Source organism: Pseudomonas silensiensis (genome assembly GCF_050434865.1).
Classification (GTDB): domain Bacteria; phylum Pseudomonadota; class Gammaproteobacteria; order Pseudomonadales; family Pseudomonadaceae; genus Aquipseudomonas; species Aquipseudomonas fluorescens_W.
Map to the genome: position 1 here is coordinate 1 of NZ_JBNDJH010000027.1, position 26,956 is coordinate 26,956.

General features: G+C 58.6%; 26 protein-coding genes. 11 read left to right on the plus strand and 15 right to left on the minus strand.

Translation table 11 applies throughout. The annotated features are described in order from the left end of the window. Nucleotides 1-294: 294 nt before the first annotated feature. The 6 genes from msrQ to QF010_RS28360 form a co-directional block, all read right to left on the minus strand. Entirely contained in the window at nt 295-915 is a 621-nt protein-coding gene (gene msrQ, locus QF010_RS28335; RefSeq protein WP_429534403.1) for a protein-methionine-sulfoxide reductase heme-binding subunit MsrQ, read from the minus strand. After that, on the minus strand, nt 915-1,928 hold the full coding sequence (gene msrP / locus QF010_RS28340) for a protein-methionine-sulfoxide reductase catalytic subunit MsrP (protein WP_429534404.1): 1,014 nt from the start codon (nt 1,926-1,928) through the stop codon (nt 915-917). The genes msrQ and msrP overlap by 1 nt, the downstream gene beginning before the upstream one ends. A gap of 57 nt (nt 1,929-1,985) precedes the next feature. Next, the gene (gene pssA, locus QF010_RS28345) at nt 1,986-2,840 is read right to left on the minus strand and encodes a CDP-diacylglycerol--serine O-phosphatidyltransferase (protein WP_008156794.1); all 855 of its coding nucleotides are present in this window, start codon (nt 2,838-2,840) and stop codon (nt 1,986-1,988) included. A 143-nt stretch (nt 2,841-2,983) separates the two neighbouring features. Beyond that, nucleotides 2,984-4,000 (minus strand): ketol-acid reductoisomerase, encoded by a 1,017-nt coding sequence (gene ilvC, locus QF010_RS28350; protein WP_007948647.1) that lies wholly within the window; start codon nt 3,998-4,000, stop codon nt 2,984-2,986. Between the two features lie 48 nt (nt 4,001-4,048). Continuing rightward, the gene (gene ilvN, locus QF010_RS28355) at nt 4,049-4,540 is read right to left on the minus strand and encodes an acetolactate synthase small subunit (RefSeq protein WP_003176102.1); all 492 of its coding nucleotides are present in this window, start codon (nt 4,538-4,540) and stop codon (nt 4,049-4,051) included. 2 nt (nt 4,541-4,542) lie between these two features. Next, complete coding sequence (locus QF010_RS28360) at nt 4,543-6,267, minus strand: acetolactate synthase 3 large subunit (protein WP_033054390.1); 1,725 nt, start codon at nt 6,265-6,267, stop codon at nt 4,543-4,545. 400 nt (nt 6,268-6,667) lie between these two features. Here QF010_RS28360 and QF010_RS28365 point away from each other — a divergent pair, with 400 nt between their 5' ends. Beyond that, the gene (locus tag QF010_RS28365; protein WP_033054375.1) at nt 6,668-7,090 is read left to right on the plus strand and encodes a DUF4124 domain-containing protein; all 423 of its coding nucleotides are present in this window, start codon (nt 6,668-6,670) and stop codon (nt 7,088-7,090) included. Between the two features lie 23 nt (nt 7,091-7,113). On the opposite strand, the gene QF010_RS28370 is transcribed toward QF010_RS28365, so the two are convergent. Genes QF010_RS28370 through mrcB form a run of 3 tightly spaced genes read right to left on the minus strand, consistent with a single transcriptional unit; the run spans nt 7,114 to nt 10,524 of the window. After that, nucleotides 7,114-7,449: a YqcC family protein gene (locus QF010_RS28370; RefSeq protein ID WP_033054374.1), complete on the minus strand. Its 336-nt coding sequence runs from the start codon at nt 7,447-7,449 to the stop codon at nt 7,114-7,116. Then, nucleotides 7,449-8,183, minus strand: a complete 735-nt coding sequence (locus tag QF010_RS28375) for a tetratricopeptide repeat protein (protein WP_033054372.1) — start codon at nt 8,181-8,183, stop codon at nt 7,449-7,451. The genes QF010_RS28370 and QF010_RS28375 overlap by 1 nt, the downstream gene beginning before the upstream one ends. Before the next feature lie 16 nt (nt 8,184-8,199). Continuing rightward, nucleotides 8,200-10,524: a penicillin-binding protein 1B gene (gene mrcB, locus QF010_RS28380; RefSeq protein ID WP_429534405.1), complete on the minus strand. Its 2,325-nt coding sequence runs from the start codon at nt 10,522-10,524 to the stop codon at nt 8,200-8,202. Nucleotides 10,525-10,642: 118 nt separating this feature from the next. On the opposite strand from mrcB, the gene QF010_RS28385 reads away from it, so the two are divergent. The 4 genes from QF010_RS28385 to QF010_RS28400 all read left to right on the plus strand — a co-directional run bounded on the left by QF010_RS28385 (nt 10,643) and on the right by QF010_RS28400 (nt 13,970). Further along, complete coding sequence (locus tag QF010_RS28385; RefSeq protein WP_429534406.1) at nt 10,643-12,199, plus strand: bifunctional aminoglycoside phosphotransferase/ATP-binding protein; 1,557 nt, start codon at nt 10,643-10,645, stop codon at nt 12,197-12,199. A gap of 91 nt (nt 12,200-12,290) precedes the next feature. Then, nucleotides 12,291-12,635 carry a pentapeptide repeat-containing protein gene (locus tag QF010_RS28390; RefSeq protein ID WP_033054368.1) on the plus strand — a complete coding sequence of 115 codons (345 nt, stop codon included), beginning with the start codon at nt 12,291-12,293 and terminating at the stop codon, nt 12,633-12,635. 246 nt (nt 12,636-12,881) lie between these two features. Then, on the plus strand, nt 12,882-13,154 hold the full coding sequence (locus tag QF010_RS28395; RefSeq protein ID WP_003228231.1) for a TfoX/Sxy family protein: 273 nt from the start codon (nt 12,882-12,884) through the stop codon (nt 13,152-13,154). Between the two features lie 15 nt (nt 13,155-13,169). Next, nucleotides 13,170-13,970, plus strand: a complete 801-nt coding sequence (locus tag QF010_RS28400) for a Crp/Fnr family transcriptional regulator (RefSeq protein ID WP_429534407.1) — start codon at nt 13,170-13,172, stop codon at nt 13,968-13,970. Between the two features lie 233 nt (nt 13,971-14,203). On the opposite strand, the gene QF010_RS28405 is transcribed toward QF010_RS28400, so the two are convergent. The 4 genes from QF010_RS28405 to QF010_RS28420 are packed head-to-tail and all read right to left on the minus strand — an operon-like array spanning nt 14,204 to nt 17,749. Further along, nucleotides 14,204-15,055: a ChaN family lipoprotein gene (locus QF010_RS28405; RefSeq protein ID WP_429534408.1), complete on the minus strand. Its 852-nt coding sequence runs from the start codon at nt 15,053-15,055 to the stop codon at nt 14,204-14,206. 20 nt (nt 15,056-15,075) lie between these two features. Then, nucleotides 15,076-15,843 (minus strand): heme ABC transporter ATP-binding protein, encoded by a 768-nt coding sequence (locus tag QF010_RS28410; protein ID WP_033054363.1) that lies wholly within the window; start codon nt 15,841-15,843, stop codon nt 15,076-15,078. Then, on the minus strand, nt 15,843-16,826 hold the full coding sequence (locus tag QF010_RS28415; protein WP_429534442.1) for a FecCD family ABC transporter permease: 984 nt from the start codon (nt 16,824-16,826) through the stop codon (nt 15,843-15,845). Before QF010_RS28415 ends, QF010_RS28410 begins: the two co-directional genes overlap by 1 nt. 50 nt (nt 16,827-16,876) lie before the next feature. Further along, nucleotides 16,877-17,749: a heme/hemin ABC transporter substrate-binding protein gene (locus tag QF010_RS28420; RefSeq protein WP_033054360.1), complete on the minus strand. Its 873-nt coding sequence runs from the start codon at nt 17,747-17,749 to the stop codon at nt 16,877-16,879. Between the two features lie 166 nt (nt 17,750-17,915). On the opposite strand from QF010_RS28420, the gene QF010_RS28425 reads away from it, so the two are divergent. Beyond that, on the plus strand, nt 17,916-18,233 hold the full coding sequence (locus tag QF010_RS28425; protein ID WP_008153288.1) for a Rieske (2Fe-2S) protein: 318 nt from the start codon (nt 17,916-17,918) through the stop codon (nt 18,231-18,233). On the opposite strand, the gene sfsA is transcribed toward QF010_RS28425, so the two are convergent. After that, nucleotides 18,230-18,943: a DNA/RNA nuclease SfsA gene (gene sfsA / locus QF010_RS28430; RefSeq protein WP_033054359.1), complete on the minus strand. Its 714-nt coding sequence runs from the start codon at nt 18,941-18,943 to the stop codon at nt 18,230-18,232. The two genes, QF010_RS28425 and sfsA, sit on opposite strands and share 4 nt — an antisense overlap. Beyond that, the gene (locus QF010_RS28435; protein WP_033054357.1) at nt 18,943-20,115 is read right to left on the minus strand and encodes a pyridoxal phosphate-dependent aminotransferase; all 1,173 of its coding nucleotides are present in this window, start codon (nt 20,113-20,115) and stop codon (nt 18,943-18,945) included. The genes sfsA and QF010_RS28435 overlap by 1 nt, the downstream gene beginning before the upstream one ends. A gap of 332 nt (nt 20,116-20,447) precedes the next feature. On the opposite strand from QF010_RS28435, the gene dksA reads away from it, so the two are divergent. The 5 genes from dksA to QF010_RS28460 all read left to right on the plus strand — a co-directional run bounded on the left by dksA (nt 20,448) and on the right by QF010_RS28460 (nt 26,574). Next, nucleotides 20,448-20,888, plus strand: a complete 441-nt coding sequence (dksA, locus tag QF010_RS28440) for an RNA polymerase-binding protein DksA (protein WP_007902025.1) — start codon at nt 20,448-20,450, stop codon at nt 20,886-20,888. 138 nt (nt 20,889-21,026) lie between these two features. Continuing rightward, entirely contained in the window at nt 21,027-21,923 is an 897-nt protein-coding gene (gluQRS, locus tag QF010_RS28445; RefSeq protein ID WP_429534409.1) for a tRNA glutamyl-Q(34) synthetase GluQRS, read from the plus strand. A 77-nt stretch (nt 21,924-22,000) separates the two neighbouring features. After that, complete coding sequence (locus QF010_RS28450) at nt 22,001-22,177, plus strand: hypothetical protein (protein ID WP_003176118.1); 177 nt, start codon at nt 22,001-22,003, stop codon at nt 22,175-22,177. After that, the gene (locus QF010_RS28455; RefSeq protein ID WP_197281704.1) at nt 22,161-25,115 is read left to right on the plus strand and encodes a sensor histidine kinase; all 2,955 of its coding nucleotides are present in this window, start codon (nt 22,161-22,163) and stop codon (nt 25,113-25,115) included. The genes QF010_RS28450 and QF010_RS28455 overlap by 17 nt, the downstream gene beginning before the upstream one ends. A 22-nt stretch (nt 25,116-25,137) precedes the next feature. Continuing rightward, complete coding sequence (locus QF010_RS28460) at nt 25,138-26,574, plus strand: sigma-54-dependent transcriptional regulator (RefSeq protein WP_033054354.1); 1,437 nt, start codon at nt 25,138-25,140, stop codon at nt 26,572-26,574. The last annotated feature ends 382 nt before the right edge of the window (nt 26,575-26,956 follow it).

A 26,956-nucleotide genomic window follows, 5' to 3' on the forward strand; every position in this document is an offset into this window, starting at 1 on the left:
GTTTCCTTTGCAACTTCAACCACTTGCGCTTTCGATCTCTCGTTAGCGGGAGGCGAATTCTACAGCGTTACTCGCTGCTGTCAACACCTCTTTTGCTCCGCTTTCGACCGAGAAGATCGAACCGTTAAAAGAGCCAAACCACCCTGCTCTTCCAACTCCTTCCGGGCTTCGATGAACTGAAGCCGCTCGCTGTCGAAACCTGCGTAACTCATTGTTTACCAAGGAGTTTTCCGTTTCGACTGCGCCGGAAGTGGGGCGAATTATAGACTTCCAGAATCTGCCGTCAACACCTAATTATGCTTTTCGTGCAGAAGATGTCTTTTGGGCTATTAATCGTGGGATTCGGCGGGTTACAGGGGGTAGTCGCAACACTAATAGCAATGCACCTATAGAGGCGTAAACCGCCCACTCCTTAAGATCAGCACGCACGATCCACAACATATGCAGCAATCCAAGCCCGAGAACTACATAGGCAAGACGATGCAGCGTCTTCCAGCGAGAACCCAAACGCCGCTGACTATAGCGATTTGAGGTCGCCGCCAAGGCCAATAAACAGAGAAACCCCAGCGTCCCGACAATAATGTACGGCCGTTTACGCAACTCGACACCTAACTGCGACCAATCAAAGCCGAGGATGAACGCCGTATACCCACTCAAATGCAAAACCACATAAACGAAGCACCACAGCCCCAGTTGCCGCCGGACAGCAACCCACCCCGCCCAACCGGTAAACCTCTGCAGAGGTGTCATGCTTAAAGTAATGAGTAGCAGGACAAGCGTCCCCAGCCCCAACCGGTCAACCAGCACCTTGCCCGGATCAGGCCCCAGCACATCCTCCCAGGCCTGATACAACCAAAGCAGCGGCCAGACCGCAGCAGCTATAAAGACGCCAATTCGCCAAAACGGAAATCGCATCAGTAGTTCTTCCGCAAATCGAGCCCTGTATATAAGGAGGCGACTTCATCCGAGTAACCATTGAACATCTGCGTATCCCGCACATTGGGCTTGAACAGTCCACTCGGCAAACGCCGCTCGCGCGCCTGAGTCCAGCGTGGATGGTCGACCGCAGGATTCACGTTCGCATAAAAACCATATTCATCCGAAGCAATGCTCTGCCAGGTGGTTTTCGGCTGCTCACTCACCAGACTGATCCGCACGATGGATTTGATGCTCTTGAAGCCGTACTTCCATGGGACCACCAACCGCAGAGGCGCGCCGTTCTGATTCGGCAACTCCCGCCCGTACATACCCACGGCAAGAATCGCCAACGGATTCATCGCTTCATCCAGGCGCAGCCCTTCCACATAAGGCCAGTCAATCAAGGCAAAACCGGAACGTTGCCCGGGCATGCTCTTGGGATCTTCCAGGGTTTCGAAGCGAATGAATTTGGCTTTGGACGTCGGCTCAACTTCCTTGAGCAGGGCCGAGATGGGAAATCCGATCCATGGAATGACCATCGACCAGGCCTCTACACAGCGAAGACGGTAGATGCGCTCCTCCAACTGATAAGGCTTCATGAAGTCTTCCAGCGCGTACCGCCCCGGCTTGCCCACCTCCCCATCTATTACCACGCTCCAAGGTTCGGTTTTCAGCGCGCCGGCGTTGGCGGCAGGATCACCCTTATCGGTGCCGAACTCGTAGAAGTTGTTGTAATGGGTTGCGTCCTTGAATGGTGTGATCGCCTCATCCTTGACGTTGACCGCCCCCCATTTGGTAGCAGGCAGTTTTTCGGCAAACCAGGAAGGCGCCTTGCCAGGCTCAACATCCGCGTAACGCGTAGCATCCTCTGCACTGGCCCAGCGCGGCAGGCTGCTCACGGCAAAACCGGCAACGGCGGCACCGAGAACATTGCGACGAGATAGATAGAAGGATTCAGGCGTGACGTCCGACTCGTGGCTGTCAGACGCTTTGGGGACTTTGATCAGCATGGCAACTCCGCAGCTTTGGAGACAGATGCACCAATAGACTGCGGAGTATGAGGGAAGTTAAGCGTTTTTGTGCCGTCGAAGACGTAACAGATATTGAACCGGGCCAGAGGCTGCATAAGCGAGGAAAACCAGCAGCAGGATGCGCGGCGGATCACTGAACACCACGGCAAACACCAGCACCACGGCGAGAATCGCCACGAAAGGTACACGCCCTTTCAAGTCCAGCTCCTTGAAGCTGTTGTACTTGATGTTGCTGACCATCAGCATGCCGGCGGCAGCGACCATCAGTGCAACCAGGAAGGACATCTTCGAGCCCTGAATGCCGTAATCACTGAACGCCCAGACAATGCCTGCAACCACACCAGCAGCAGCCGGGCTGGCCAGACCGATGAAGTAGCGCTTGTCCGCCGTGCCGACCTGGGTATTGAAACGCGCCAGACGCAACGCTGCACCGGCAACATAAATGAACGCGACCATCCAGCCGACCTTACCCATGTCGCCCAAGGCCCAACCGAACGCCAGCAAAGCCGGCGCGACACCAAAGGCGACCATGTCGGACAGCGAATCGTACTCGGCACCGAAGGCGCTCTGGGTATTGGTCATACGGGCAACGCGACCATCGAGGCCATCGAGCACCATCGCGACAAAAATCGCGATCGCTGCAAAAGCAAAATACTTGCTCGCACCAATCGAATCACCGGCACTCAAGGCGCTCTGGGCGCTCATCGAGTTGATGATGGAATAAAACCCTGCGAACAGATTCGCAGTCGTGAACAGATTCGGCAGAAGATAGATACCACGATGCCGGACTTTACGGCCTTCAGCGTCATGCCCTTCCTCGATGTGTTCATCGATGGGCAGCAGGCTTTCGGCGTCAGAAGCCTGGTTTGGCTCTTCGGGACGTTCGCTCATGGACATTACCTTGCAACGGGGTGGAAGTTTGGACAGGTGTCTGGGACGACGGTTCGGCCGCAAACGATGCAGCTTTATACCAGAACCAGCCACCCAAACGAAAAAACGCGGCCTAGGCCGCGTTTTTCGTACAAGTGCGCGACTTAGTTTTTAGCTTTGTCGACGATCTTGTTGGCACCGATCCACGGCATCATGGAGCGCAGTTGCTCGCCGATGATTTCGATACCGTGAGCGGCGTTGTTACGACGCTTGGCGGTCATCGAAGGATAGCCGGTAGCGCCTTCGCTGATGAACATCTTGGCGTATTCGCCGTCCTGAATACGTTTCAGGGCGTTGCGCATGGCCTGACGGGATTCGGCGTTGATCACTTCCGGGCCAGTCACGTACTCGCCGTATTCAGCGTTGTTGGAGATCGAGTAGTTCATGTTGGCGATACCGCCTTCGTACATGAGGTCAACGATCAGTTTCAGTTCGTGCAGGCATTCGAAGTAGGCCATTTCCGGCGCGTAGCCAGCTTCAACCAGGGTTTCGAAACCGGCTTTAACCAGCTCAACGGTACCGCCGCACAGAACGGCTTGTTCGCCGAACAGGTCGGTTTCAGTCTCGTCCTTGAAGGTGGTTTCGATGATGCCGGTACGACCGCCACCAACGCCAGCAGCGTAGGACAGTGCAACGTTTTTGGCGTTGCCGGAAGCATCCTGATAGATAGCGATCAGGTCAGGGATACCGCCGCCTTTGACGAACTCGGAGCGCACGGTGTGGCCCGGAGCTTTCGGCGCGATCATGATCACGTCGAGGTCAGCGCGCGGAACAACCTGGTTGTAGTGGATCGCGAAGCCGTGGGAGAAGGCCAGGGTGGCGCCTTTCTTGATGTTCGGCTCGATTTCGTTCTTGTACAGAGCGGACTGGAACTCGTCCGGGGTCAGGATCATGACCAGGTCGGCAGCCGCAACAGCGGAAGCAACGTCGGTCACTTTCAGGCCGTGAGCTTCGGCTTTGGCAACAGTCGCCGAACCTTTACGCAGACCAACAGTAACGTCAACGCCGGAGTCTTTCAGGTTGCACGCTTGAGCGTGGCCCTGGGAACCGTAACCGATGATGGCAACTTTCTTGCCCTGGATGATCGACAGGTCGCAGTCTTTTTCGTAATAAACTTTCATGAAATTCCCCTATATATCCAGGCCGTTCAGGCCATTCGCTAATTTGGTTTAGATGCTGAGTACTTTGTCGCCGCGGGCAATACCGGTTACGCCGCTGCGGACGGTCTCCAGAATCGAGGCGGTGCCAATGGACTGAATGAAGCTGTCGAGCTTATCGCTGGTACCGGTCAATTGAACGGTATACACGCTAGCGCTGACGTCAACGATCTGCCCACGATAAATATCGGTAGTGCGTTTGATCTCGGCGCGCTGGGCACCGGTGGCCTTGACCTTGACCAGCATCAGCTCGCGCTCGATGTGAGCACTCTCCGACAGGTCGACCAGTTTGACCACTTCGATCAACTTGTTCAGGTTCTTGGTGATCTGCTCGATCACTTCATCGTGGCCAACCGTGGTCAGCGTCAGACGCGACAGGGTCGGGTCTTCGGTAGGTGCCACGGTCAGGCTTTCGATGTTGTAGTTGCGCTGCGAGAACAGGCCGACTACACGAGACAGAGCGCCAGGTTCGTTTTCCAGAAGCAAGGAAATAATGTGCCGCATGATTAAGTACGCTCCGTCTTGCTCAGCCACATATCGCGCATGGAGCCGTCTTTGATCTGCATCGGGTAGACGTGCTCGCTGGTGTCGACCGAAATATCGAGCACCACCAGGCGATCTTTCATGGCAAACGCTTCCTCCATCTTCGACTTCAAATCTTTCGAGTCGGTGATGCGCATGCCGACGTGACCATAGGCCTCCGCCAACTTGACGAAGTCAGGCAACGACTCCATGTAGGAATGCGAGTGACGGCTACCATAGCTCATGTCTTGCCACTGGCGAACCATACCCAGAACACCATTGTTCAGGATGACGATTTTCACCGGCAAGCCATATTGCAGACAGGTGGACAGTTCCTGAATGTTCATCTGGATACTGCCCTCGCCCGTCACGCAGACGACGTCGTCATCCGGGAAGCTAAGCTTGATGCCCATGGCCGCCGGAAAACCGAAGCCCATGGTGCCCAGGCCACCGGAATTGATCCAGCGGTTCGGCTTGTTGAACGTGTAGTACTGCGCCGCAAACATTTGGTGCTGGCCCACGTCGGAGGCCACAAAGGCATCGCCCTTGGTGACTTCGCACAGGGTTTCGATCACGGTCTGCGGCTTGATGACGCTGCCGTCGCCCTTGTCGTAAGGGAACAGGCCGCGGTCACCGCGCCACTCATCAACTTGCTTCCACCAGCTGGCAACAGACTCCTTGTTCGGGGTCTCGCCAATTTCCTTGAGGATCGCGACCATCTCGGTCAGGACACTCTCGACCGGACCGACGATAGGTACGTCTGCCTTGATGGTCTTGGAAATCGAAGCCGGGTCGATGTCGATGTGAATGATCTTGGCATTCGGGCAGAACTTGGCCGGGCCGTTGATCACGCGGTCATCGAAACGAGCGCCGACTGCAAGGATTACGTCGGCATGGTGCATCGCCAGGTTAGCGGTGTAGCTGCCGTGCATGCCGAGCATGCCGATGAACTGACGGTCGGTGCCAGGGTAGGCACCCAGACCCATCAGGGTATTGGTCACTGGCAGGTTGAGCATCTTCGCCAGCTCGGTCAGCGGCGCGGAGCCACCACCGAGAATCACGCCGCCGCCTGCGTACATCACAGGACGCTTGGCCGCCAGGAGCATTTCTGCCGCCTTGCGGATTTGCCCGGAGTGACCGCGAACGGCCGGGCTGTAGGAACGCAGCTTGGCTTTTTTCGGGAAGATGTATTCGAACTTCTCGGCCGGGTTGGTCATGTCTTTCGGGATATCGACAACGACCGGACCAGGACGACCGGATTGCGCGAGGTAGAACGCTTTCTTCATGACTTCCGGGATTTCCGACGCGTGCTTGATCATGAAGCTGTGCTTCACGATCGGCCGGGAGATACCGATCATGTCGGTTTCCTGGAACGCATCGGTGCCCACCATGGTGCTAGGCACCTGGCCGGAAATGACCACCATCGGAATGGAGTCCATGTAGGCCGTGGCAATACCGGTGATGGCGTTGGTTGCGCCCGGGCCGGAGGTCACCAGTACCACACCGGCTTTACCGGTGGCACGGGCATAACCATCAGCCATATGGGTCGCAGCCTGTTCGTGACGAACCAGGATGTGGGTCACTTCCGGTTCTTTGAACAGGGCATCGTAGACATGAAGAAGAGCACCACCCGGGTACCCGTAGATATATTTGACGCCTTCGTCACGCAAAAAGCGGACGAGCATCTCACCGCCAGATAAAAGCTCCACGTTGTTCACCTCTAAAACGCCAGAATACCGTCCACATAAAAGGGGACGGGTCTTAATAGGTTTACTTCTCAGCAGAGCATGAGCGACGGTGGTCGCCGACTACGTCAGCACTGACTGAGCAAGTATTGGGATCGTCCCAAGTGTTGCGGGCCTTTCCCACCCAGCGCGAGGTAACGCGTTGCGGGTGTAACAGGTCGGCGCGGATGTGCGCCTCATGATCTGCTGAGCGGGCCTGCTTCTGGCAGTCCCTCTACAGCGGACTTTGGATTCTTCTGTTTCGTCCTCTCCAAGTCAAGTCGTCTATGTGCTTTATTGAACTAAGCACATGAGAAAGCAAGAAAAAACCTCTAAACAGCAACTGTGTTAGCTTCAATTGCGCAACCCAATACAAGGAAATGGCATGCGAACGTTTTTCCTGACCGTCAGCCTGCTGATTGGCATCAGCCCTTTGTGCATGGCCGCTCAGATCTATAAATGGGTCGACGCCCAAGGCGTTACCCACTTCGACGCCCAGCCGCCCCAAGGCCGGGAAGCCACCACCGTGGTCACGCCCTCCTCGCCTGCAAGCAACCAGCCCCCGCCGCCACGCAGCGGCGCCATCGGTGATCAACAGGCGATCGACAAGAAAGTTAAAAAGCAGGTGACCGAGGAGCAAGCCCAGCTAAAGGCATTCTGCGAACAGGCCCGGACGAACCTGGCTCAGCTGCAGAACAATCCGCGAATACGAGAGGATGTCGAAGGCGAAATGCGCCGCCTGACCGACCAGCAACGTCAGGAGCGCATCAGCGAAGCACAGAATCAGATTGCGGATAACTGCCAGTAGACAGTTCCTGCATCGGATCGGCGTTAGCGGGAGGCGGTGATCAGTAGATCAAACTCTTTGAGCAGCACCTGCAACTGCCGGTCCTTGCCTTGAACATTACGGGCAGCGAAGACCATTTCGGCCATCTCCTGAATTCCCGAAGCGTTTGGCAAGGGCAGATCCTGCTCGAGGATCACCTTCATCCGCGGAAGAAAGATCCATTGCAGCCACTGCTCGAAATCCAGCGTATCGACCGAGAATGGTTCGACACTGGAAAGCGCTTCGGCGGAGGGCGAGACCTCGTCCCACCAACCCTGAACCCGCAGCTCGCGCTCGATCAATAGCAACTGTTCGGCAATCTTCGGAAAGCGCGCATCCATCACAGCGATACCTTGGCCTTCTGACGGGCCAATGCTGCGCCAGCAGAATCACCCTGTTTCTCACGCGCCTGAGCGATCAATTGCCACAGACTGGCCTGAAGTGCCGGACGACCGTTGGCGAAGGTCAGGCCACGACGAGCAAACTGCTCGGCTTGTGCCGCATCGCCTTGAGCCATACGCACCTGAGCCAGACGATAAAGCACTTGCGGCTCACGCGGCGCAACACGCTGGGCGCGCTCGAGGCTGGAGGAAGCACCGTTGAGATCACCGCTCGCCTGTTGCTGCTGAGCGGTGGTCAGCAAGGCCAGAACCGGACCGTCCAATTGCTCGTCGGCAGACAAGCCACCGGAGTTCGCCGAAGGAATCCCGCTCGGCGTCGACGGCATGCTGTAGCTGCCCTGATTGACCGGTGCCGACTGAACCGGCGAGGTATCGATCGGCCCCGGGGTAATCGGGCCTGGCGTAATCGGCGCAGTGCTGATCGGTGCCGACGTCACTGCGCCACCACCTGGCACCATCACGACGACGCCGGTATCACCTTGCGGGATTGCCTGGGTCTGGGCTTGCACAGGACGTTTAGTCGTCGTCTGACGGAAACCACCATTCGCCGAAACCCGTTCACTGTTCGAAACGGCGCTACCGGAATCCACAACCGGAATCGACCCGCGTTGTACGGAGGAGCAACCGCTGAGCAAAGCCACGGCGGTAACCGCTGGAATCAACCACTTGTTCACTTGAAACCCTCTTTGCTTAATTCATCCAGCCCTTGACCCAATCCATCACCGTTTCGCCGGAAACAGGGCTTTCGCCACCGCAAGCGGCACCGGGAGGCGGTTCACTGCCGCGAATATACGGCATCTGCACCGCGCCTGGGCAGTTGGCATCAGAGCCTTGCCCGGTACGCGAATCGACCCAGGCCTGAACAACGTTGTCTGGCTGCGGCATGTCCAGCGGCAACGGATCGGCCTTGCGCATGAAACTGGTCCAGACCTGCAGCGCACCGGTGGCGCCGGTGAACGGAGTCTTGCCGTTGTCATCGCGCCCCAGCCAGACCACTGCCAGCAGGTCCTGACTGAAACCGGCAAACCAGCTGTCCCGCGAATCGTTACTGGTACCGGTCTTGCCGGCCAGGGTCAGGGTTTTCGGCAACACGTTGTAAACCGAACTGCCGGTACCTTCACGCATGACCCGCTGCATGGCGCTCTGGATCAGGTAAATGGAGGCCGGATCGAAACGCTGCTGAATCTGGAAAGGATAACGCTTGAGCGGTTCGCCTTCAGCGGTCAATACGCTACGGATCCCGCGCATCGGTGTATTGAAACCACCGTTGGCCAGGGTCTGGTACATCGTCGCCACTTCGATCGGGGTCAAACCGCCAGCGCCCAGCAACATCGACGGGAACGCCGGGAATTCGCGACTCACACCGAGACGCGCCAGGGTCTTGAGGACATTCGGCACGCCCACCGCCAACCCGAGACGCGCGGTCGACAGGTTGTAGGAATGCGCCAGGCCCTGATACAGAAATACAGTGCCATGGGAGCGGCGATCGTAGTTCTGCGGTTTCCAGACTTGGCCGTCCGCGCCTTTGACCGAGAAGGAATCGTCCGACAGCCAACTGGTCAAGGTGTACTGACTCGGCTTCTCAAGGGCCGTCAGATAAACTGCCGGCTTGATCAAAGAACCGATCGGTCGCACAGCATCCAGCGCACGGTTGAAGCCGGCAAAACTTGCCTGACGACTGCCGATCATGGCCTGGACTTCACCGGTTTCGGGGTTGGTCACGACCATGGCCGCTTCAACCTCATCGGAACCCTTGCGCCCGGAGAGTCTCTTGAAGGTGTCGTTGACCGACGCCTCGGCTTTCATCTGCAGGATCGGGTCGAAACTGGTGAAGATCCGCAGGCCTTCTTCGGTCAAGTCTTCATCGCGATAGTCTTCGCGCAACTGCCGCTTGACCAGGTCGAGGAAGCCCGGGAACGAGCTGTCCGCCAGCTTGCCGCGAGTGGTCACACCCAGTGGCATTTTCTTCGCAGCAGCGACCTGATCGGCGGTGGCAACGCCCTGTTGCTCAAGTACATCGAGTACGAGATTGCGCCGCTCAAGCGCCCGTTCCGGGTTGCGACGAGGGTTGTAATAGGACGGCCCCTTGACCATGCCCACCAACATCGCGACTTGATGCAGCTTCAGTTCAGACAACGGCTGCCCGAAGAAAAACTGGCTTGCCAAGCCGAAACCGTGCACCGCGCGCTGCCCATCCTGACCGACGAACACTTCATTGAGGTAAGCCTCAAGAATTTCTCGTTTGTCGTAATGCAGCTCAAGCAACAACGCCATCATGGCTTCGGTAAGTTTACGGGTCAGGCTGCGTTCGCTGGTCAGGTAGAAGTTCTTGACCAATTGTTGCGTCAGCGTACTGCCGCCCTGGGTCATCTTGCCGCCAGAGGTGTTGACATAGATGGCTCGGGCAATCGACTTGGGTGACACGCCCCAGTGGCTGTAGAAATCCCGGTCTTCCACGGCAACCAGAGTTTCCAGCAGATACGGCGGGACCTGATCAATTTTGATCAAAATGCGATCTTCGAGATTTTTCGGGTAAATCCCGCCGATCAGTAGCGGTTCCAACCGCACCACAGAGAGCTTCGAACCGTTGGTCGCCGAAAGTTCGGCCACGTAGTCGCCAGAGAAGCGCACCCGTACGGGTTGCGCTTGCTCCATGCCTTCATAGAACTGGAAGCCACGGGTATTCAAGTCGACGGTATTGCCGCTGACAGCCGCCGCGCCGGGTCCATTGCTCACACTTTCACGTCGATAGCCCAAGGCATCGAGCTCGGTCAGAAAATCGTCTTTGCTGAGCTTTTGTCCGACGAACAGCTCCAGCGGGCGCGCGTACACCTTGGCCGGGATGGTCCAGCGTTTGCCGGAGAACTTCTCCTGGACAATCGCGTCGAGGTAAACCGCGAATCCGGCCAGCACCACAAGGCCGACCAGACTGAGTTTAAGGGCCCAGCCCAGCCAGGGGCGCAGGCCCTTGGAAGGTGGTTTTTTGGGGGTGCGGGGGGATCGAGTACGAGTCATGGCGGCGGATTATACGCACTTTATTCATACTCAACAGGAGCCCTCCGAGGTTTGCGTCAGACGGACTTGCGGCCATAATGACGGCCGTGAATTTTCCCCAGACTCTGAAGGATCGCCTGTGAGCCAGTCCCTGATCGCTGCCCTGCAAAACCCGGCCCTCTACCCGCATCCCGTAGACGGGTTCCAGGTCATCGAAACCCATATTTCCTGGGTAATCCTCACCGGCCCGTTTGCTTATAAAGTGAAGAAACCAGTGAATTTCGGCTTCCTGGACTTCACCAACCTCGATGCACGCAAGCATTTTTGCGCCGAAGAGCTGCGTCTTAACCAGCGTCTGACCAACGATTTGTACCTCGAAGTGTTGCCAATCACCGGCAGCGCCGAAGCCCCACAACTGGGTGGCGAGGGTCCGGTCGTCGATTACGCATTGAAAATGCGTCAATTCCCACAGAGCCAGCTGCTCAGCACGCTTCAAGCGAACGGTGAATTGACCCCCTTGCACATCGACGAGATGGCCGCGCAGATTGCCCAATTCCACCTCAGCGCACCGAAAGTGCCTGCCGAACACGAAGCCGGTACGCCGGACAGCGTGATGGCACCGGTTCGCCAGAACTTCGAACAGATCCGCCCGTTCCTCAGCGACAAGGCCGATCTGCTGCAACTTGATGCGCTGCAAGCCTGGGCCGAAAGCAGCTTCGAACGCCTCAAGCCACTGTTCGCCCAGCGCAAGGCTGAAGGTTTTATCCGCGAATGCCACGGTGACATCCACCTGGGCAACGCCACCGTGATCGACGGCAAGGTCGTGATCTTCGACTGCATCGAGTTCAACGAACCGTTCCGCTTCACCGACGTTTACGCCGACACCGGTTTCCTGGCGATGGACCTGGAAGACCGTGGCCTGAAGAGCCTGGCGCGCCGCTTCATCAGCCAATACCTGGAACTGACCGGCGATTACCAGGGCCTTGAGTTGCTGAACTTCTATAAAGCCTATCGCGCACTGGTTCGCGCCAAGGTCAGCCTGTTCAGCATGCCGGCCGAGGCCGACCCGGTGCAGCGAGCCACCACCCTGCGTCAGTACCGCAATTACGCCAACCTGGCGGAAAGCTACAGCACCATTCCTTCGCGCTTCATGGCCATCACCCACGGTGTATCTGCCGTCGGCAAGAGCCACGTGGCCATGCGCCTGGTGGAAGCATTGGGCGCCATTCGCCTGCGTTCCGATGTAGAGCGCAAACGTCTGTTCGGCGAGCAAACCGTGCCAAACGACCCGCAGGCCGGCATCTATAGCGCCGACGCCAGCGCCGCCACTTACACCCGCCTGCATGAAATTGCCGCAGTGATCCTTCGTGCTGGCTTCCCGGTGGTCGTCGATGCAACTTACCTCAAGCGCGACCAGCGTGACGGCGCAGCGAAAATCGCCGAAGCCACCGGCGCGCCGTTCCTGATCCTCGATTGCAATGCGCCGCAAGCGGTGATCGAGAGCTGGCTGGCCCTGCGTCAGGCAGACAAAAAGGACCCGTCCGACGCCAACCTGGCGGTTATCGAAGCCCAGCAAGCCACTCGCGAGGCTCTGACGCCAGCAGAGATTCTCTGCAGCAAACGCGTTCAGACCAATGAAAGCGGAACCCTCGACACAGTCGTTGCACAGATTCGCCAGCGCCTGCCGGGCCTGTAAGAAACTATTTCAGCCGTGAAGCCTTCGCCGGCTTCACGGCTGCCAAATAGTGGCACTATACTGGCGTCATAAAACCAACAGGTGATCTGACATGAGCCAGCCGAAACTTCTCGACACCCCGCTTTATGCTTTGCTGCACAAAGACGACATCACTGGCTTCAACAACGAGCGTCCAAAAGACGGACCTATCGACATGGTCGGTGGCGATTTCCGGGGGCTGGACCTGCGTGAACTGAACGCTGACGGCGTCGACTTTAGCGATGCCTACTTCCGCTCAGCCGACTTGCGCGGCATCGACTTTCGCAAAGCCTCCCTGGAAGGCGCGAGCCTTGCTCATGCACAAATCTCCGGCGCCTATTTCCCGCCAGAGCTGAGTGCTGACGAGATCCTGATGTCGATGAATTTCGGAACTCGCCTGCGTTATCGCACCCGCTAAAAACGACTTTTAACTGACCCGTTCGGCGCCCCCCACTTTGCGCTGAACGCTGGGCATGCTTTGCCTGAAAACCTGATTCCACCGCCCTCTCTTCCTACCGCACTCGCGGACTTTCACACAGCTTCGGGGCTTCGCCTCTTAGAAGCTTTTGCGTCGAAACCGACCAAACAATCACGCTTTTCCTACTGATGGCTACACTCCTGAGAAGCTCGCCCACGCACCGTTCGGCCGTCGCAAGGAGGCTTGATGAATGATGAACTGCAGCACCTGAAGAATCTTGGCAAGACGTCGGCGCAGTGGCTTCATGCCGTGGGCATCCACAGCGCCTCGGACTTGCGTCGACTGGGGGCGGTGGATGCTTATCGGGCCGTGCGCACGCGCGGGTTTCGGGCATCCAAGGTGTTGTTATATGCCATCGAAGGCGCCCTGATGGATGTGCATTGGAATGACATTCCCGCCGAGCGCAAGGACGCCTTGAACAAACAGCTGGAAGCTATCTCGTCACGTCACAAGAACTGAACGGACGCAGCAGCCATGTACCTACTTGGGGAACAACCGGCTTACGCCGACGCGCTGATCAACCGACTGCAACATATTCCCGTCCGGCTGTTGGAAGGTTTGATGCCCTGCGGACCGAGCCTCGAATTTTCAGCCGTCGATGATCTGGCCGTCCTGTTACCCGGCAATCAATTGTTTGTGCTGGACAATGGCCTGCTGCATGGATGCATCGACGATCGGGCATTGTTCTATCTGCACGAGGGAGATCTGATCGGCTTGCGCCAGGGTACAGAGCTGCCCCGCTGCCGCTTTCGCAGCGATAGCCCTTTGGCACTGACGCCTTATCTGCGCTCCGAGGTTTTTCAGCATATTTATGCCGACCCGGAGCGTTCGGAACTGTTCCTTCAATACATGGCCGGCCAGTCCGCCCTGCTGTCCGACGCACTCGCCCGCCTCAAACAACCCGAGTTTCGAAGCACCAATGGCTTTCAGCGCGTGGCCAGTGGTGAAGTGTTGATCCGTCAGGGCGATGAACCGGATCACGTGTTCGTCATCATTGATGGCCACGCCGAAGCCTTTGTCGACGGGCATAAAGTCGGCGATGTATCCAAGGACGAGATTTTCGGCACCATGGCGGTGTTCACTGGCGAGAAGCGTAACGCCAGCGTGATCACCAGCGAACCCAGCACTGTCATGCTGATTCCCAAGGACCAGTTTCTCAGCCTGACCCAAAGCAATCCGAAGATCGCCCACAGCCTGATCGAGAGCATGGCCCGACGTATCGACCTGCTGAACAAGCAGATCATTCTGATGAGCTCGCTCAACCGCACTGGCTGAAACCCAATGATTACGGGCGTTTCAAGCGAACGAGCAGCGCATTTCAAAGAATTGAGAAATCAGCGGTTGACTTGGTAATGAGAATCGCTATGATTATCACAACTGGTCGCGAGACTGGTCGATATTTGAAAAGCCCTTGGTTCGGACTCTCAGATATCTCCTCATCAGGCTAATCACGGTTATTTGACCCGGCTCTTGCCGGGTCTTTTTTTGCCTGGAGAAAACCCGTTCGCTCACTTGCCAAATTGCTTACGCATTTGCGCGCAGTAATCCTGCGGTGGCTTGGCAGGCGTGTACCAGACGTAATCCGCCATGGCCGGTGTGACCTCGCTGCCCTGCTCCGCCAACATCAACACCACAGGCGCCTGGCGCTCTCCCAGATCAAGCACATGAATCGGCACGCCGACATCCTTGCGCGCATGGTAAGCGCCGGCAAACAGCAGTGAAGGCGTGGGTGCCGCCCGCAGGCGCTCGGCCATCCGTCGGTCACGTTGTTGCTGGACCGCCAGCATCGCCGGCATTTGCGATTCGGGCAGCAGACCACAGTGGGAGTCGCTGACTTGCTTCAGCAACTCGTCCTTGACTGAAGCAGCGTTGGAGCGCGAACCGCTCAATGTCGGAGGGTTGGCGTACACGGTACGGACTTCAAGCGTGTCCAGATTGGCTGCCAGCAGCGGGTATGGCTGGGTCAGGGCGAAACGAACGATTGGTTCGTACAGATTCCAGTCCCAGCCAGACTGCCAGGCCAATGCACCGGGTAAATCCGCTGGTGGTGTCGAGGCGTGACGAACGTCATCGACGCGCAGCTGTTGATCCGGCGTGAGCATTTCCAGCAACAGACTGCCTTGAGCTCGCCGCTCACCCAGCGACTTCAATAACCACAATTGCAGTTGATGGTGATCGCGATTGTCATGCTGTTCGCCCACGATCAGCCGTGAAGGCGACTCCAACCGCTCAACCAGTTCCTCCGCCGTGAGGGTCTGACCGCTGCGCAAGTCCCGGATCTCGCCGACAACCGGCGGCGGAGTCGAAACATGCTGACAGGCACTCAGCATCAGCAAGGCCAGCATCAAAATCCCACGCATGTTTTCACTCCATAAAAAACTCAGCGGGCGATGATCAGCGGATGCCCACGCTCCGGGTGCCGCTGCACCAGCACTTCCAGCCCGAACACGGCCTTGAGTGGCTCCGGGCGCAACACCTGCTCCGGCGTATCGAGCGCCACAGGGCACCCGCCTTCGAGCAGTAACAGGCGATCACAATAGCGCGCGGCCAGGTTCAGATCATGCAGGATAACCAGTACCGCCGCGCCGCGATTGGCGAACTCGCGCACGGCTTGCAACGTGGTGTGCTGATGAAGCGGGTCGAGCATCGACGTTGGCTCATCGAGCAACAACGTTTGCCCTGCTTCGCCCGGCCAGAGTTGCGCCAGAACCCGCGCCAGATGCACCCGCTGACGTTCGCCACCGGACAAGGCCAGATAGCTGCGACCACTCAAATGCCCGGCATCGGCAGCGTGCAATGCAGCGGCAACGATCTCGTCATCGCGGACGCGACCGCTTTGATGCGGCAGGCGACCCATGCCGACCACTTCTTCGACACGAAAGGCGAAGTCCAGGGTCGACACCTGCGGCAATACCGCCAAACGCTGCGCTCGCGACGTCCCGGTCCAATCGTTCAACTCGCGCTCATCAAGCCAGACGCTGCCATGATGAGCCTGCAACTCGCCGCACAGGGCGCCGAGCAAGGTGCTTTTACCGGCGCCGTTAGGCCCCAGCACACCGAGGACTTCGCCCGGCTTGAGTTCAAGCGTGATGTCCGTCAGGACAATCTTTCGGCCTCGACGGATTTGCAGATTTTGCGTTCGCAACATCAGGCACGCCCTCTGAGCAATAAATACAGAAAGAACGGCGCACCGATGAAAGCCGTGACGATCCCGATCGGTAATTCAGCCGGCGCCAGGGCCAGTCGCGCCACCAGATCGGCAAACAACAAAAGACTGGCCCCCGCCAATACTGACGCCGGCAACAGCACACGATGATCCGGACCCGCCAGCAGTCGCACCAGATGTGGCACCACCAGACCCACAAATCCGATCATCCCCGCCGCGGCTACCGCAGCACCGACACCCAACGCCGTGCAAAACACCAATTCGCGCTTGAGCCGTTCGACGTCGATGCCCAGGTGACCGGCCTCCGACTCACCCAGCAACAACGCATTCAAGGCTTTGGCCCGGCGCGGCAGCCACAGCGCCACGCCGGCACTAACCAGCAGTAACGGCCAGAGCCGCGAATAGCTGGCGCCATTGAGGCTGCCCAGGTTCCAGAACGTCAGGGTGCGCAGCGTCGCGTCATCCGCCAGATAGGTGAACAGCCCCACGGCGGAGCCGGCCAGCGCAGTCAACGCAATACCGGCCAACAGCATGGTCGCGACATTGGTCTGCCCGTTACGCCGGCCCAGTCGATACACCAACGCCGTCACGCCGAGCCCGCCGAGAAACGCGCACAGCGATAACAGATAAGGCCCGAAGGATTCGGGCAGTCCACCGAATACCGAGCCACCGACAATCGCGATCGCCGCGCCCAATGCCGCACCGCTGGAGACGCCGACCAGCCCCGGATCGGCCAGAGGATTACGAAACAACCCCTGCATCGCCACGCCGGACAGTGCCAACACCCCTCCCACGGCCAAACCCAACAAGGTTCGCGGCAAGCGAATCTGCCCGAGGATCAGCTCGGCCTGTTCCAGCCCGTCGGGCGCGATCGGTACACCCACCAGCCGCAGGGCTGCACGCAAGGTGTCGAACAGCGGCAAGCTCACCGGCCCAAGCGCCAACGACAACCAGATGGCCAACACACACAGCAGGATCAGACCAACGAATAAAGCGCGGGGTTTAACCAGGATGGTCATTGGCCGGCCGAACCGGGGTAGAAAGCGTCAGACAGTTTTTCCAACGCAGCGGGTAGCCGCGGCCCCAAGCCCCCCACCAACAAGGTCGGATCAAGCTCCATGACTCGCCCGTCCTTGGCCGCTCGGGTCGAGGACAGGATCGGGTTCTCCTTGAACAACGCCGCACGGGCCGCATCGCCGGTCAGTGCCCGATCGGCAAACACCAGCATCTCAGGATCCAGACTGACCAGGGATTCGACAGAAAAGGGTTTATAGCCGGTATGCGTGGCCAGATTGTGCCCACCGGCCTGCTGCAGCAACCAATCGGCGGCGGTGTCCTTGCCGGCGATGAGCGGTTTGCCGCCCGCGTGGCCAAGCAACAACAGCACGCCCGGCGATTTTTCCTTCAACTGCGCCCGAGTGACCCGGATCTTTTGTTGATCGAGTTGCCGTTGATAAATCTGAAACACCTGCGAAGCCTGATCTTCAGCGCCGAGTAACTTGCCCAAATGCTGCAAATTACCCTGCAAGGTCGGCAGATCCGGCTGGGCCGAGAACAGTTCGACCTGCACGCCTGCACTGCGAACTTGCGAAAGTACCGGTGGCGGTCCCACTTCCTCGGTACCGACCAGTATCTGCGGGCGTAAGCTCAAGATACCCTCCGCCGACAATTGCCGCTGATACCCGATGCTTGGCAATGCCTTGAGCGATTCCGGGTGCTGACTGGTGGTGTCGACACCGACCAGCTTCGATTCACCACCCAGCGCGCTGATCCATTCCGATAAAGCCCCACCGGCACTGACCCAACGTTGTGGCAACTCGGCCGCTGCGGCGTGGTGGCTGACGAAGAGTCCGACACAGAGCGCAGCAACGCGGGTACTCAGGCGCATAAACAGCTTCCTTTAAGGGTTTTCCCGGGCATCGAGATGACAGGCCAAGTATCCTCGGCATCTGGCACCTGAACCCGACAGGCAAGGCAGCCATTTGATAATTGTTTGCATTTGCACGTCAAGCTCGGACATATCCAGTCACGAGCCGCAGGACTTGAGGATAGACATGAAGTTTCTTTGTGCAGGCGTTGAGCTGGCCGATGCCAGCAGTCGCGGTTTCGACATCGACGGCCAGAAGCTCTTTGCCGTACGCCGTGGCGGCCAGGTTTACGTCTACATCAATCGCTGCCCGCACCGTGGCGTCGGACTGGAATGGAAGCCTGACCAGTTTCTTGACCCCAGCAACAGCCTGATCCAGTGCGCGACCCACGGCGCACTGTTTCTGATCGAAGACGGGGAATGCGTCGCCGGCCCTTGCGCGGGTCAGTCCTTGACCACAGTCGCCTGCCGCGAAGACGAGCAAGGGATCTGGGTCAGTCTTTAACCGTTGAGCAACACATCCAGACGCCGATCGACCACCATTTCTTCGTGGGTCAAACGCACGCCATAGGCCAGCACCTCGACCCCGCACGACACCGCCTCACGCAAGGCTGCGGCGTAGGCCGAATCGATTTCTTCTGCAGGACGCACAGCGTCGATGCCGCTGAGATTGACGCAATACAACTGCACCGCACGAATTCCGTCCCGGGCCAGATGCGCCAATTCGCGCAAATGCTTGGCCCCGCGTTGGGTCACCGCATCGGGAAATGCTGCCACCGAAGAACCATCGAAGCCCAAAGTGACACTTTTGACTTCCACATAAGCCGGCCCGCTCGGGTAATCGAGGCGGAAGTCGATGCGACTGCTTTCCTGACCGTAGGCCACTTCACGTTTCAGCTCGGTAAAGCCGTTCAGTTCGGCGATGACGCCGGCTCGCAGTGCTTCTTCGATCAGGCCGTTGGCCCGCCCGGTGTTCACACAAAACAAGCGTCCCTGAGGGGTTTCGCCGATTTCCCAGGTGCCGGGCAACTTGCGCTTTGGATCGTTGGAACGGCTGAACCAGACCTGCCCGCCTTCGACCTGGCAATTGAGCATCGAACCGGTGTTCGGGCAGTGAATGGTCAGCAACTCGCCGTTAACGGTTTCGATATCGGCGAGAAAACGCTTGTAACGACGAATCAAACGGCCTTCTTCGAGGGGAGGATGAAAACGCATCAGCCTTGCCAGCTCTTCAAGCCGCGCGCAATCCGCTCGACCGCTTCCTGTAGGCGCGGAAGACTTTGGGTGTAGGCAAACCGCACGTGGTGGCCAGCCTGATACCGACCGAAGTCCAGACCCGGAGTAATCGCCACGTGTTCGGTCTCGAGGAAATGTCGGCAGAACGCGAAGGCATCGCCGCCGAACTTGCTGATATCGGCATACAAGTAGAACGCACCCTCAGGCTCGACGGCGATACCAAAGCCCAACTCTCGCAGGGCTGGCAGCAGGAAATCCCGACGACGTCCGAATTCGGCGCGACGTTCTTCCAGAATGCTGATCGTGGCCGGTTCGAAGCAAGCCAGAGCGGCGTGCTGAGCCATGCTCGGGGCGCTGATGTAGAGATTCTGGGCGAGTTTTTCCAGCTCACCGACCGCCGCTTCAGGCGCCACCAGCCAACCGAGTCGCCATCCCGTCATGCCGAAATATTTGGAAAAACTATTCAGTACAAAGGCGCTGTCATCGACTTCCAGCACGCTCGCAGCATCGGTGCCGTAGGTCAGACCGTGATAGATCTCGTCCACCACCAGATGACCGTGACGCTCCTTGATCGCAGCCGACAGACCCGCCAGCTCATCGCGGGTCAGGATCGTTCCGGTCGGGTTGGCTGGCGACGCCACCAGGGCGCCGACGCTGTCTTGATCCCAATGGCGGGCAATCAGGTCCGGCGTCAGCTGGTAGCGCACATCTGGACCTACAGGAACAAGCTGCGCCGCGCCTTCCACCAACCGTAGGAAATGCCGATTGCACGGGTATCCCGGGTCCGCCAGCAGCCAATGCTTGCCCGGATCCACCAACAAGGCGCTGGCCAGCAGCAGCGCACCGGAACCACCGGGCGTGATGAGGATTCGCTGCGGGTCGATGTTCAAACCGTAACGCTGTTGATAAAAGCCGGAAATGGCCTCACGCAACTCGGGAATGCCGCGCGCCGCGGTGTAACGGGTCTTCCCCGCCGTCAGGGCAGCCTGGCCAGCCTGAATGATCGGCTCGGCGGTGGTGAAGTCGGGTTCGCCGATTTCCAGGTGGATCACGTCGTGACCAGCGGCTTGCAGTTCATTGGCCCGCGCCAGCAGCGCCATGACATGGAAAGGTTCGATCGCGCGACTGCGGGCACTGTAGGACTGAGCCATTAGCCTTCCTTCAACGGGAAAAAAAACCAATTCTACCCAAGCGCAGGAACGAGCGAGAACCTAAAGCGGTCAGACCGTTATAACGCTGGTCTCAAACGACTCAAGCGAGTGTCTCAGGTTTGACTAAAATCAATAATTGATCAGGTCTCCAGCGCCGCCAGACAAGGCTTTGCAATCATTTGCAAGCACAGCGGGCCACTACCTCGACATCCGGGAGTAGCGCGGTCCGATTTGATCTGGTAAGTTCGCCCGCTTGCAGCCGCAGGGCCGGCAGGTGTCGGTGATGGAGCAATCCTGCGCAATGGATTACAAGAGTAGAGGCGGTCCATTTCATGCCCACCCAAGCAAAGCAGCAAAACCAGTCGATCAGCGGTTTCGAACCCTACAAAGAAGTGAAGGGTGAGGAATACATGGGCAAGCCCATGCGCGCTCACTTCACCAAGATCCTGAATAAGTGGAAACAGGACTTGATGCAGGAAGTCGACCGTACGGTTGATCACATGAAAGACGAAGCGGCCAACTTCCCGGACCCGGCAGACCGTGCCAGCCAGGAAGAAGAATTCAGCCTCGAGCTGCGTGCCCGCGACCGCGAGCGCAAGTTGATCAAAAAGATCGACAAGACGCTGCAACTGATCGAAGACGAAGAATATGGCTGGTGCGAGTCTTGCGGCGTCGAAATCGGCGTCAAGCGACTGGAAGCCCGCCCTACCGCCGACATGTGCGTTGACTGCAAGACCCTGGCGGAAATCAAGGAAAAGCAAGTCGGCAAGTAATCTCGACTTGAACGAAAAACGGAGCGTGCGAACGCTCCGTTTTTGTTTCTGACATTCGCTGATACCTGCTGTGACTTTAAGATCGCCATCGCGAGCAAGCCGTGCGCTTATCAGGCGCCAACAAAGTAATATTCAGCCATGACCGCCATCGTTTCCCCCACCTACATCGGGCGCTTCGCCCCCACGCCCAGTGGACATCTGCATTTCGGTTCGCTGGTCGCAGCGCTGGCCTCGTACCTCGACGCGCGTTCGGTGGGTGGCCGTTGGCTGATGCGCATGGAAGATCTCGATCCGCCAAGGGAAGAGCCCGGCGCTCAAGCGGCGATCCTTAAAGCCCTGGAAAGCTACGGTTTCGAGTGGGATGGTGAAATGGTGCGACAGAGTGACCGGCACGATGCCTATGCCGAAGTCCTCAATCGCCTGTTCAATCACGGCCTGGCCTACGCTTGCACCTGCTCACGCAAAACACTTGCGCCCTATCACGGGATTTATCCAGGGCTGTGCCGCAATGCCGGTCATGACACTAAAAATGCTGCGATTCGCCTGCGCGTCCCCGAGCTGGAATACCACTTCATCGACCGGGTGCAAGGCGAATACCGCCAACACCTGGGCCGTGAGGTCGGCGATTTCGTGATCCGTCGCCGCGACCGGCTCTACGCCTATCAATTGGCGGTGGTGCTGGACGATGCCTGGCAAGGCATTACCGATATCGTCCGCGGCGCCGACCTGCTCGACTCCACACCGCGCCAGCTCTACCTGCAAGAACTACTCGGCCTGCCGCAACCGCGTTATCTGCATATCCCGCTGATCACCCAGCCCGATGGCAACAAGCTCGGCAAGTCCTATCGTTCGCCGCCGTTGACCGAAGATCAGGCGACTCCCTTGTTGCTGCGTGCGTTGCGCGCATTGGGGCAGAACCCCGGTGCCGAACTGGCTTACGCCAGCCCAAGGGAAGTGTTGAACTGGGGCATCGCCCACTGGGATGCCGTGCTGATCCCGCGCACACTCAATCTGCCTGAAGCGCAACTACAGTGATCACACTTGCAGTGGCGCGCCCATCCGTTACCATCGCCGCACGTTATCGGGCACGCGCATAAAAAAGAGAGGCCGGGATGTACATCTATCGCTTGGTCCTGCTCCTGGTAGTGGGGATTTATCTGTTCTCCCCAGCCATCATGGATTGGTGGATCGACGCCACTGGCGCCTGGTATCGCCCTTATCTGCTCTGGCTGATTCTGATCGTCGTGACCTTCATCCTGCAGAGTCAAAAAGATGCCGATGAGCTTTAGCCTGACCCAGATGATCCTGATCAGCGCCGCCTACCTGGCGGTGCTGTTCGGCGTAGCCTGGGTCAGCGAACGGGGCATGATCCCCCGGGCGATCATTCGCCACCCGCTGACGTACACCCTGTCGCTGGGCGTGTATGCCAGCGCGTGGGCGTTTTACGGCACGGTGGGCCTGGCCTATCAATACGGCTACGGATTTTTGTCCAGCTACCTGGGCGTCTCCGGCGCGTTTCTGCTGGCACCGGTGCTTTTGTATCCGATCCTGAAAATCACCCGCACGTATCAGCTGTCGTCGCTGGCCGATCTGTTCGCCTTCCGCTTCCGCAGCACCTGGGCCGGCGCGCTGACCACGATTTTCATGCTGATCGGTGTGCTGCCGTTGCTGGCGTTGCAGATTCAGGCGGTGGCCGATTCCATCGGCATCCTCACCCGCGAGCCAGTGCAGCATCGCGTGGCCCTAAGCTTTTGCGCACTGATTACGCTGTTCACGATTTTCTTCGGCTCCCGCCACATTGCCACTCGCGAAAAACACGAAGGCCTGGTGTTCGCGATTGCTTTCGAGTCGGTGATCAAACTCATCGCCATCGGCGGCGTGGGTCTCTATGCGCTGTACGGCGTGTTCGATGGCCCGCAACAGCTGGAACTGTGGCTGCTGCAAAACCAGACCGCCCTCGCCGCTTTGCACACGCCATTGCAGGAAGGCCCATGGCGTACGCTGCTGCTGGTGTTCTTCGCTTCGGCGATCGTGATGCCGCACATGTACCACATGACGTTTACCGAAAACCTCAACCCGCGCTCGCTGGTCAGTGCGAGCTGGGGCTTGCCGCTGTTCCTGCTGTTAATGAGCCTGGCGGTACCGCTGATTCTCTGGGCCGGACTGAAACTCGGTGCCACCACCAACCCGGAATACTTCACGCTGGGCATAGGTATCGCGGCCAACAGCAAGGCTTTGGCGCTATTGGCCTATGTCGGTGGATTGTCGGCGGCCAGCGGTTTGATCATCGTCACCACTCTGGCCCTGTCTGGTATGGCGCTGAACCATTTGGTGTTGCCGCTCTATCAGCCGCCGGCCGAAGGCAATATCTACCGTTGGCTGAAGTGGACCCGTCGGGCGCTGATCGTCGCGATCATCATGGCCGGTTACGGTTTCTACCTGCTGCTGGGCGCGGAACAGGATCTGGCGAATCTGGGCATCGTCGCCTTCGTCGCCACCCTGCAATTCCTGCCGGGCGTGCTGTCGGTACTGTACTGGCCGACCGCCAACCGCCGTGGTTTCATCGCCGGTTTGCTCGCGGGGATTCTGGTGTGGCTGGTGACCATGCTGCTGCCGCTGGTTGGCAATCTGCAGGGCTTTTACATCCCGCTGCTGAACATGATCTACGTGCTGGACGACACCAGTTGGCACATGGCCGCGATCGCCTCGCTGGCCGCCAACGTGCTGATGTTCACCCTGATCTCGCTGTTTACCAACGCCAGCCCGGAAGAAGCCAGCGCCGCCGAAGCCTGCGCCGTGGACAACGTGCGTCGCCCGCAACGCCGCGAATTGCACGCCGCGTCGCCTCAGGAATTCGCCACGCAGTTGGCAAAACCCTTGGGCGCCAAGGCTGCGCAGAAAGAAGTTGAACAAGCACTGCGCGACCTCTATCTGCCATTCGACGAGCGCCGGCCTTATGCCTTGCGCCGCCTGCGTGACCGCATCGAAGCCAACCTGTCCGGCCTGATGGGCCCGAGCGTGGCGCAAGACATGGTCGAAACATTCCTGCCCTATAAGGCGGGCGGCGAGAACTATGTCACCGAAGACATTCACTTCATCGAAAGTCGCCTCGAGGATTACCACTCGCGCCTGACCGGCCTTGCCGCCGAACTCGATGCCCTGCGCCGCTATCACCGCCAGACCCTGCAGGAATTGCCGATGGGCGTCTGCTCGCTGGCCAAGGATCAGGAAATCCTCATGTGGAACAAAGCCATGGAGGAGCTGACCGGGATTGCCGCGCAACGTGTGGTGGGTTCGCGCCTGAGCACCATTGCCGATCCGTGGAAAGAACTGCTGCAAGGCTTTATCAATCTGCCGGACGAGCATTTGCACAAACAGCACTTGGCCCTCGACGGCCAGACCCGTTGGCTGAACCTGCACAAAGCCGCGATCGATGAACCGCTCGCACCAGGTAACAGCGGCTTGGTGTTGCTGGTAGAAGACTTGACCGAAACCCAGATGCTCGAAGACAAACTGGTGCACTCCGAGCGGCTGGCCAGCATCGGCCGACTCGCGGCTGGCGTAGCCCATGAAATCGGCAACCCGATCACCGGCATAGCCTGCCTGGCGCAGAACCTGCGCGAAGAGCGCGAAGAAGACAGTGAACTGAAGGAAATCAGCGGGCAGATCCTCGAGCAGACCAAACGCGTGTCGCGCATCGTTCAGTCGCTGATGAGCTTCGCCCACGCCGGCAGTCATCAGCACAGTGATGAGCCCGTCTGTCTGGCCGAAGTGGCGCAGGATGCCATCGGCTTGCTGGCCTTGAACCGACGCAATTTCGAAGTGCAGTTCTATAATCTGTGCGACCCCGATCACTGGTGTGAAGGTGACCCGCAGCGACTCGCGCAAGTACTGATCAACCTGCTCTCAAATGCCCGCGACGCCTCGCCTCCCGGCAGTGCGGTACGGGTCAAAAGCGAAGCCGGCGAACACACGGTCGATTTGATCGTGGAGGACGAAGGCAGCGGTATTCCGAAGAACATCATGGATAGATTGTTCGAACCTTTCTTCACCACCAAGGATCCTGGCGAAGGCACCGGTCTGGGCCTTGCACTGGTCTATTCCATCGTTGAAGAGCATTATGGACAAATCACCATCGACAGCCCGGCTGATGTTCAAAGCCAACGCGGCACCCGTATCCGGGTGACCTTGCCGCGTCATGTCGAAGCGACGTCCGCTGTGAACTGAGACCGTCGAGAGTATCGAATCAATGCCGCACATTTTGATCGTCGAAGACGAAACAATTATCCGCTCCGCCTTGCGCCGCCTGCTGGAACGTAACCAGTACCAGGTCAGCGAAGCCGGTTCAGTGCAGGAAGCACAAGAACGCTTCACCATTCCCTCGTTCGACCTGATCGTCAGCGACCTGCGTCTGCCTGGTGCGCCAGGTACCGAGTTGATCAAACTCGGCCAGGGCACTCCGGTGCTGATCATGACCAGCTACGCCAGCCTGCGTTCGGCGGTCGACTCGATGAAGATGGGCGCGGTGGACTACATCGCCAAGCCTTTCGATCACGATGAAATGCTCCAGGCCGTCGCGCGAATCCTGCGTGACCGTCAAACTGTGCAAGCCAGCGGCGAGCCGGTCGCCGGTAAAGCCGGTAATGGCGCCGCGAAACCGGGCGCCAGCAACAACAACGGCGAAATCGGCATCATCGGTTCCTGTCCGCCGATGCAGGATCTGTACAGCAAGATCCGCAAAGTCGCGCCTACCGACTCCAATGTCCTGATCCAGGGCGAATCCGGCACCGGTAAAGAACTGGTGGCGCGCGCCCTGCACAATTTGTCCAAACGCGCCAAGGCGCCGATGATTTCGGTGAACTGCGCGGCCATTCCGGAAAGCCTGATCGAGTCCGAACTGTTCGGCCACGAAAAAGGCGCGTTCACTGGCGCCAGCGCCGGGCGTGCAGGTCTGGTAGAAGCGGCAGACGGCGGCACCTTGTTCCTCGACGAAATCGGCGAACTGCCTCTGGAAGCCCAGGCCCGCCTGTTGCGCGTGCTGCAGGAAGGTGAAATTCGTCGTGTGGGCTCGGTGCAGTCACAGAAAGTCGATGTGCGCCTGATTGCCGCGACTCACCGGGACCTCAAGAGCCTGGCGAAGATCGGCCAGTTCCGTGAAGACTTGTATTACCGCCTTCACGTGATCGCCCTGAAACTGCCGGCCCTGCGTGAACGTGGCGCCGACGTCAACGAAATCGCCAACGCGTTCCTGGCGCGGCAGAGCGCGCGGGTCAACCGCACTGATCTGAAGTTCGCCCCGGATGCCGAGCAGGCGATTCGTCATTACTCCTGGCCGGGTAACGTTCGAGAGCTGGAAAACGCCGTTGAACGCGCCGTCATCCTGTGCGAGAGCCCGGAGATTTCCGCCGAGCTGCTGGGGATCGACATCGAACTGAGCGATCTGGACGATGACGATTTCATCGGCCTGCCCCCACAACAGGGCAGCGCCGCCGGTAACAATAGCCATGAGCCGACCGAAGACCTGTCACTGGAAGACTACTTCCAGCACTTCGTCCTCGAGCATCAGGACCACATGACCGAAACCGAGCTGGCCCGCAAACTCGGGGTCAGCCGCAAATGCCTGTGGGAACGCCGTCAGCGCCTGGGTATTCCGCGGCGCAAGACCGGGGTGGCCAGCGAGAGCTGAACCGCGCCTGTCTGATGCGCGGGTAACACGTGACTTCGTGAAAAAACTGTTACCTCAGTTTTTTCACGTAACAGAAGCCGGGGCTTACGGTAACGAAGCCCCGGTTTTTTTTGGCCTCTGAAAAGCTCATCAGCCGGCCTAACCCCTTGTTTTGCTGGGCTTCGCAAAAGTTGGCACGCACCCTGCTATATGTTTGGTACAAGAACAATAACAAGCAATGCACAAGACAATAAAAATAAGACGTATCGACTCACGCACAATAAAAACAAGACGGCGAGAGGCGCAGCTAACTGATTCTTTTGGAGAGGCGTTGTATTTGGGGCTTGCCCCACGACCAGGCTGAGAACAACAAAAAACTGTCACAAGACAGAGCCCGAACTGG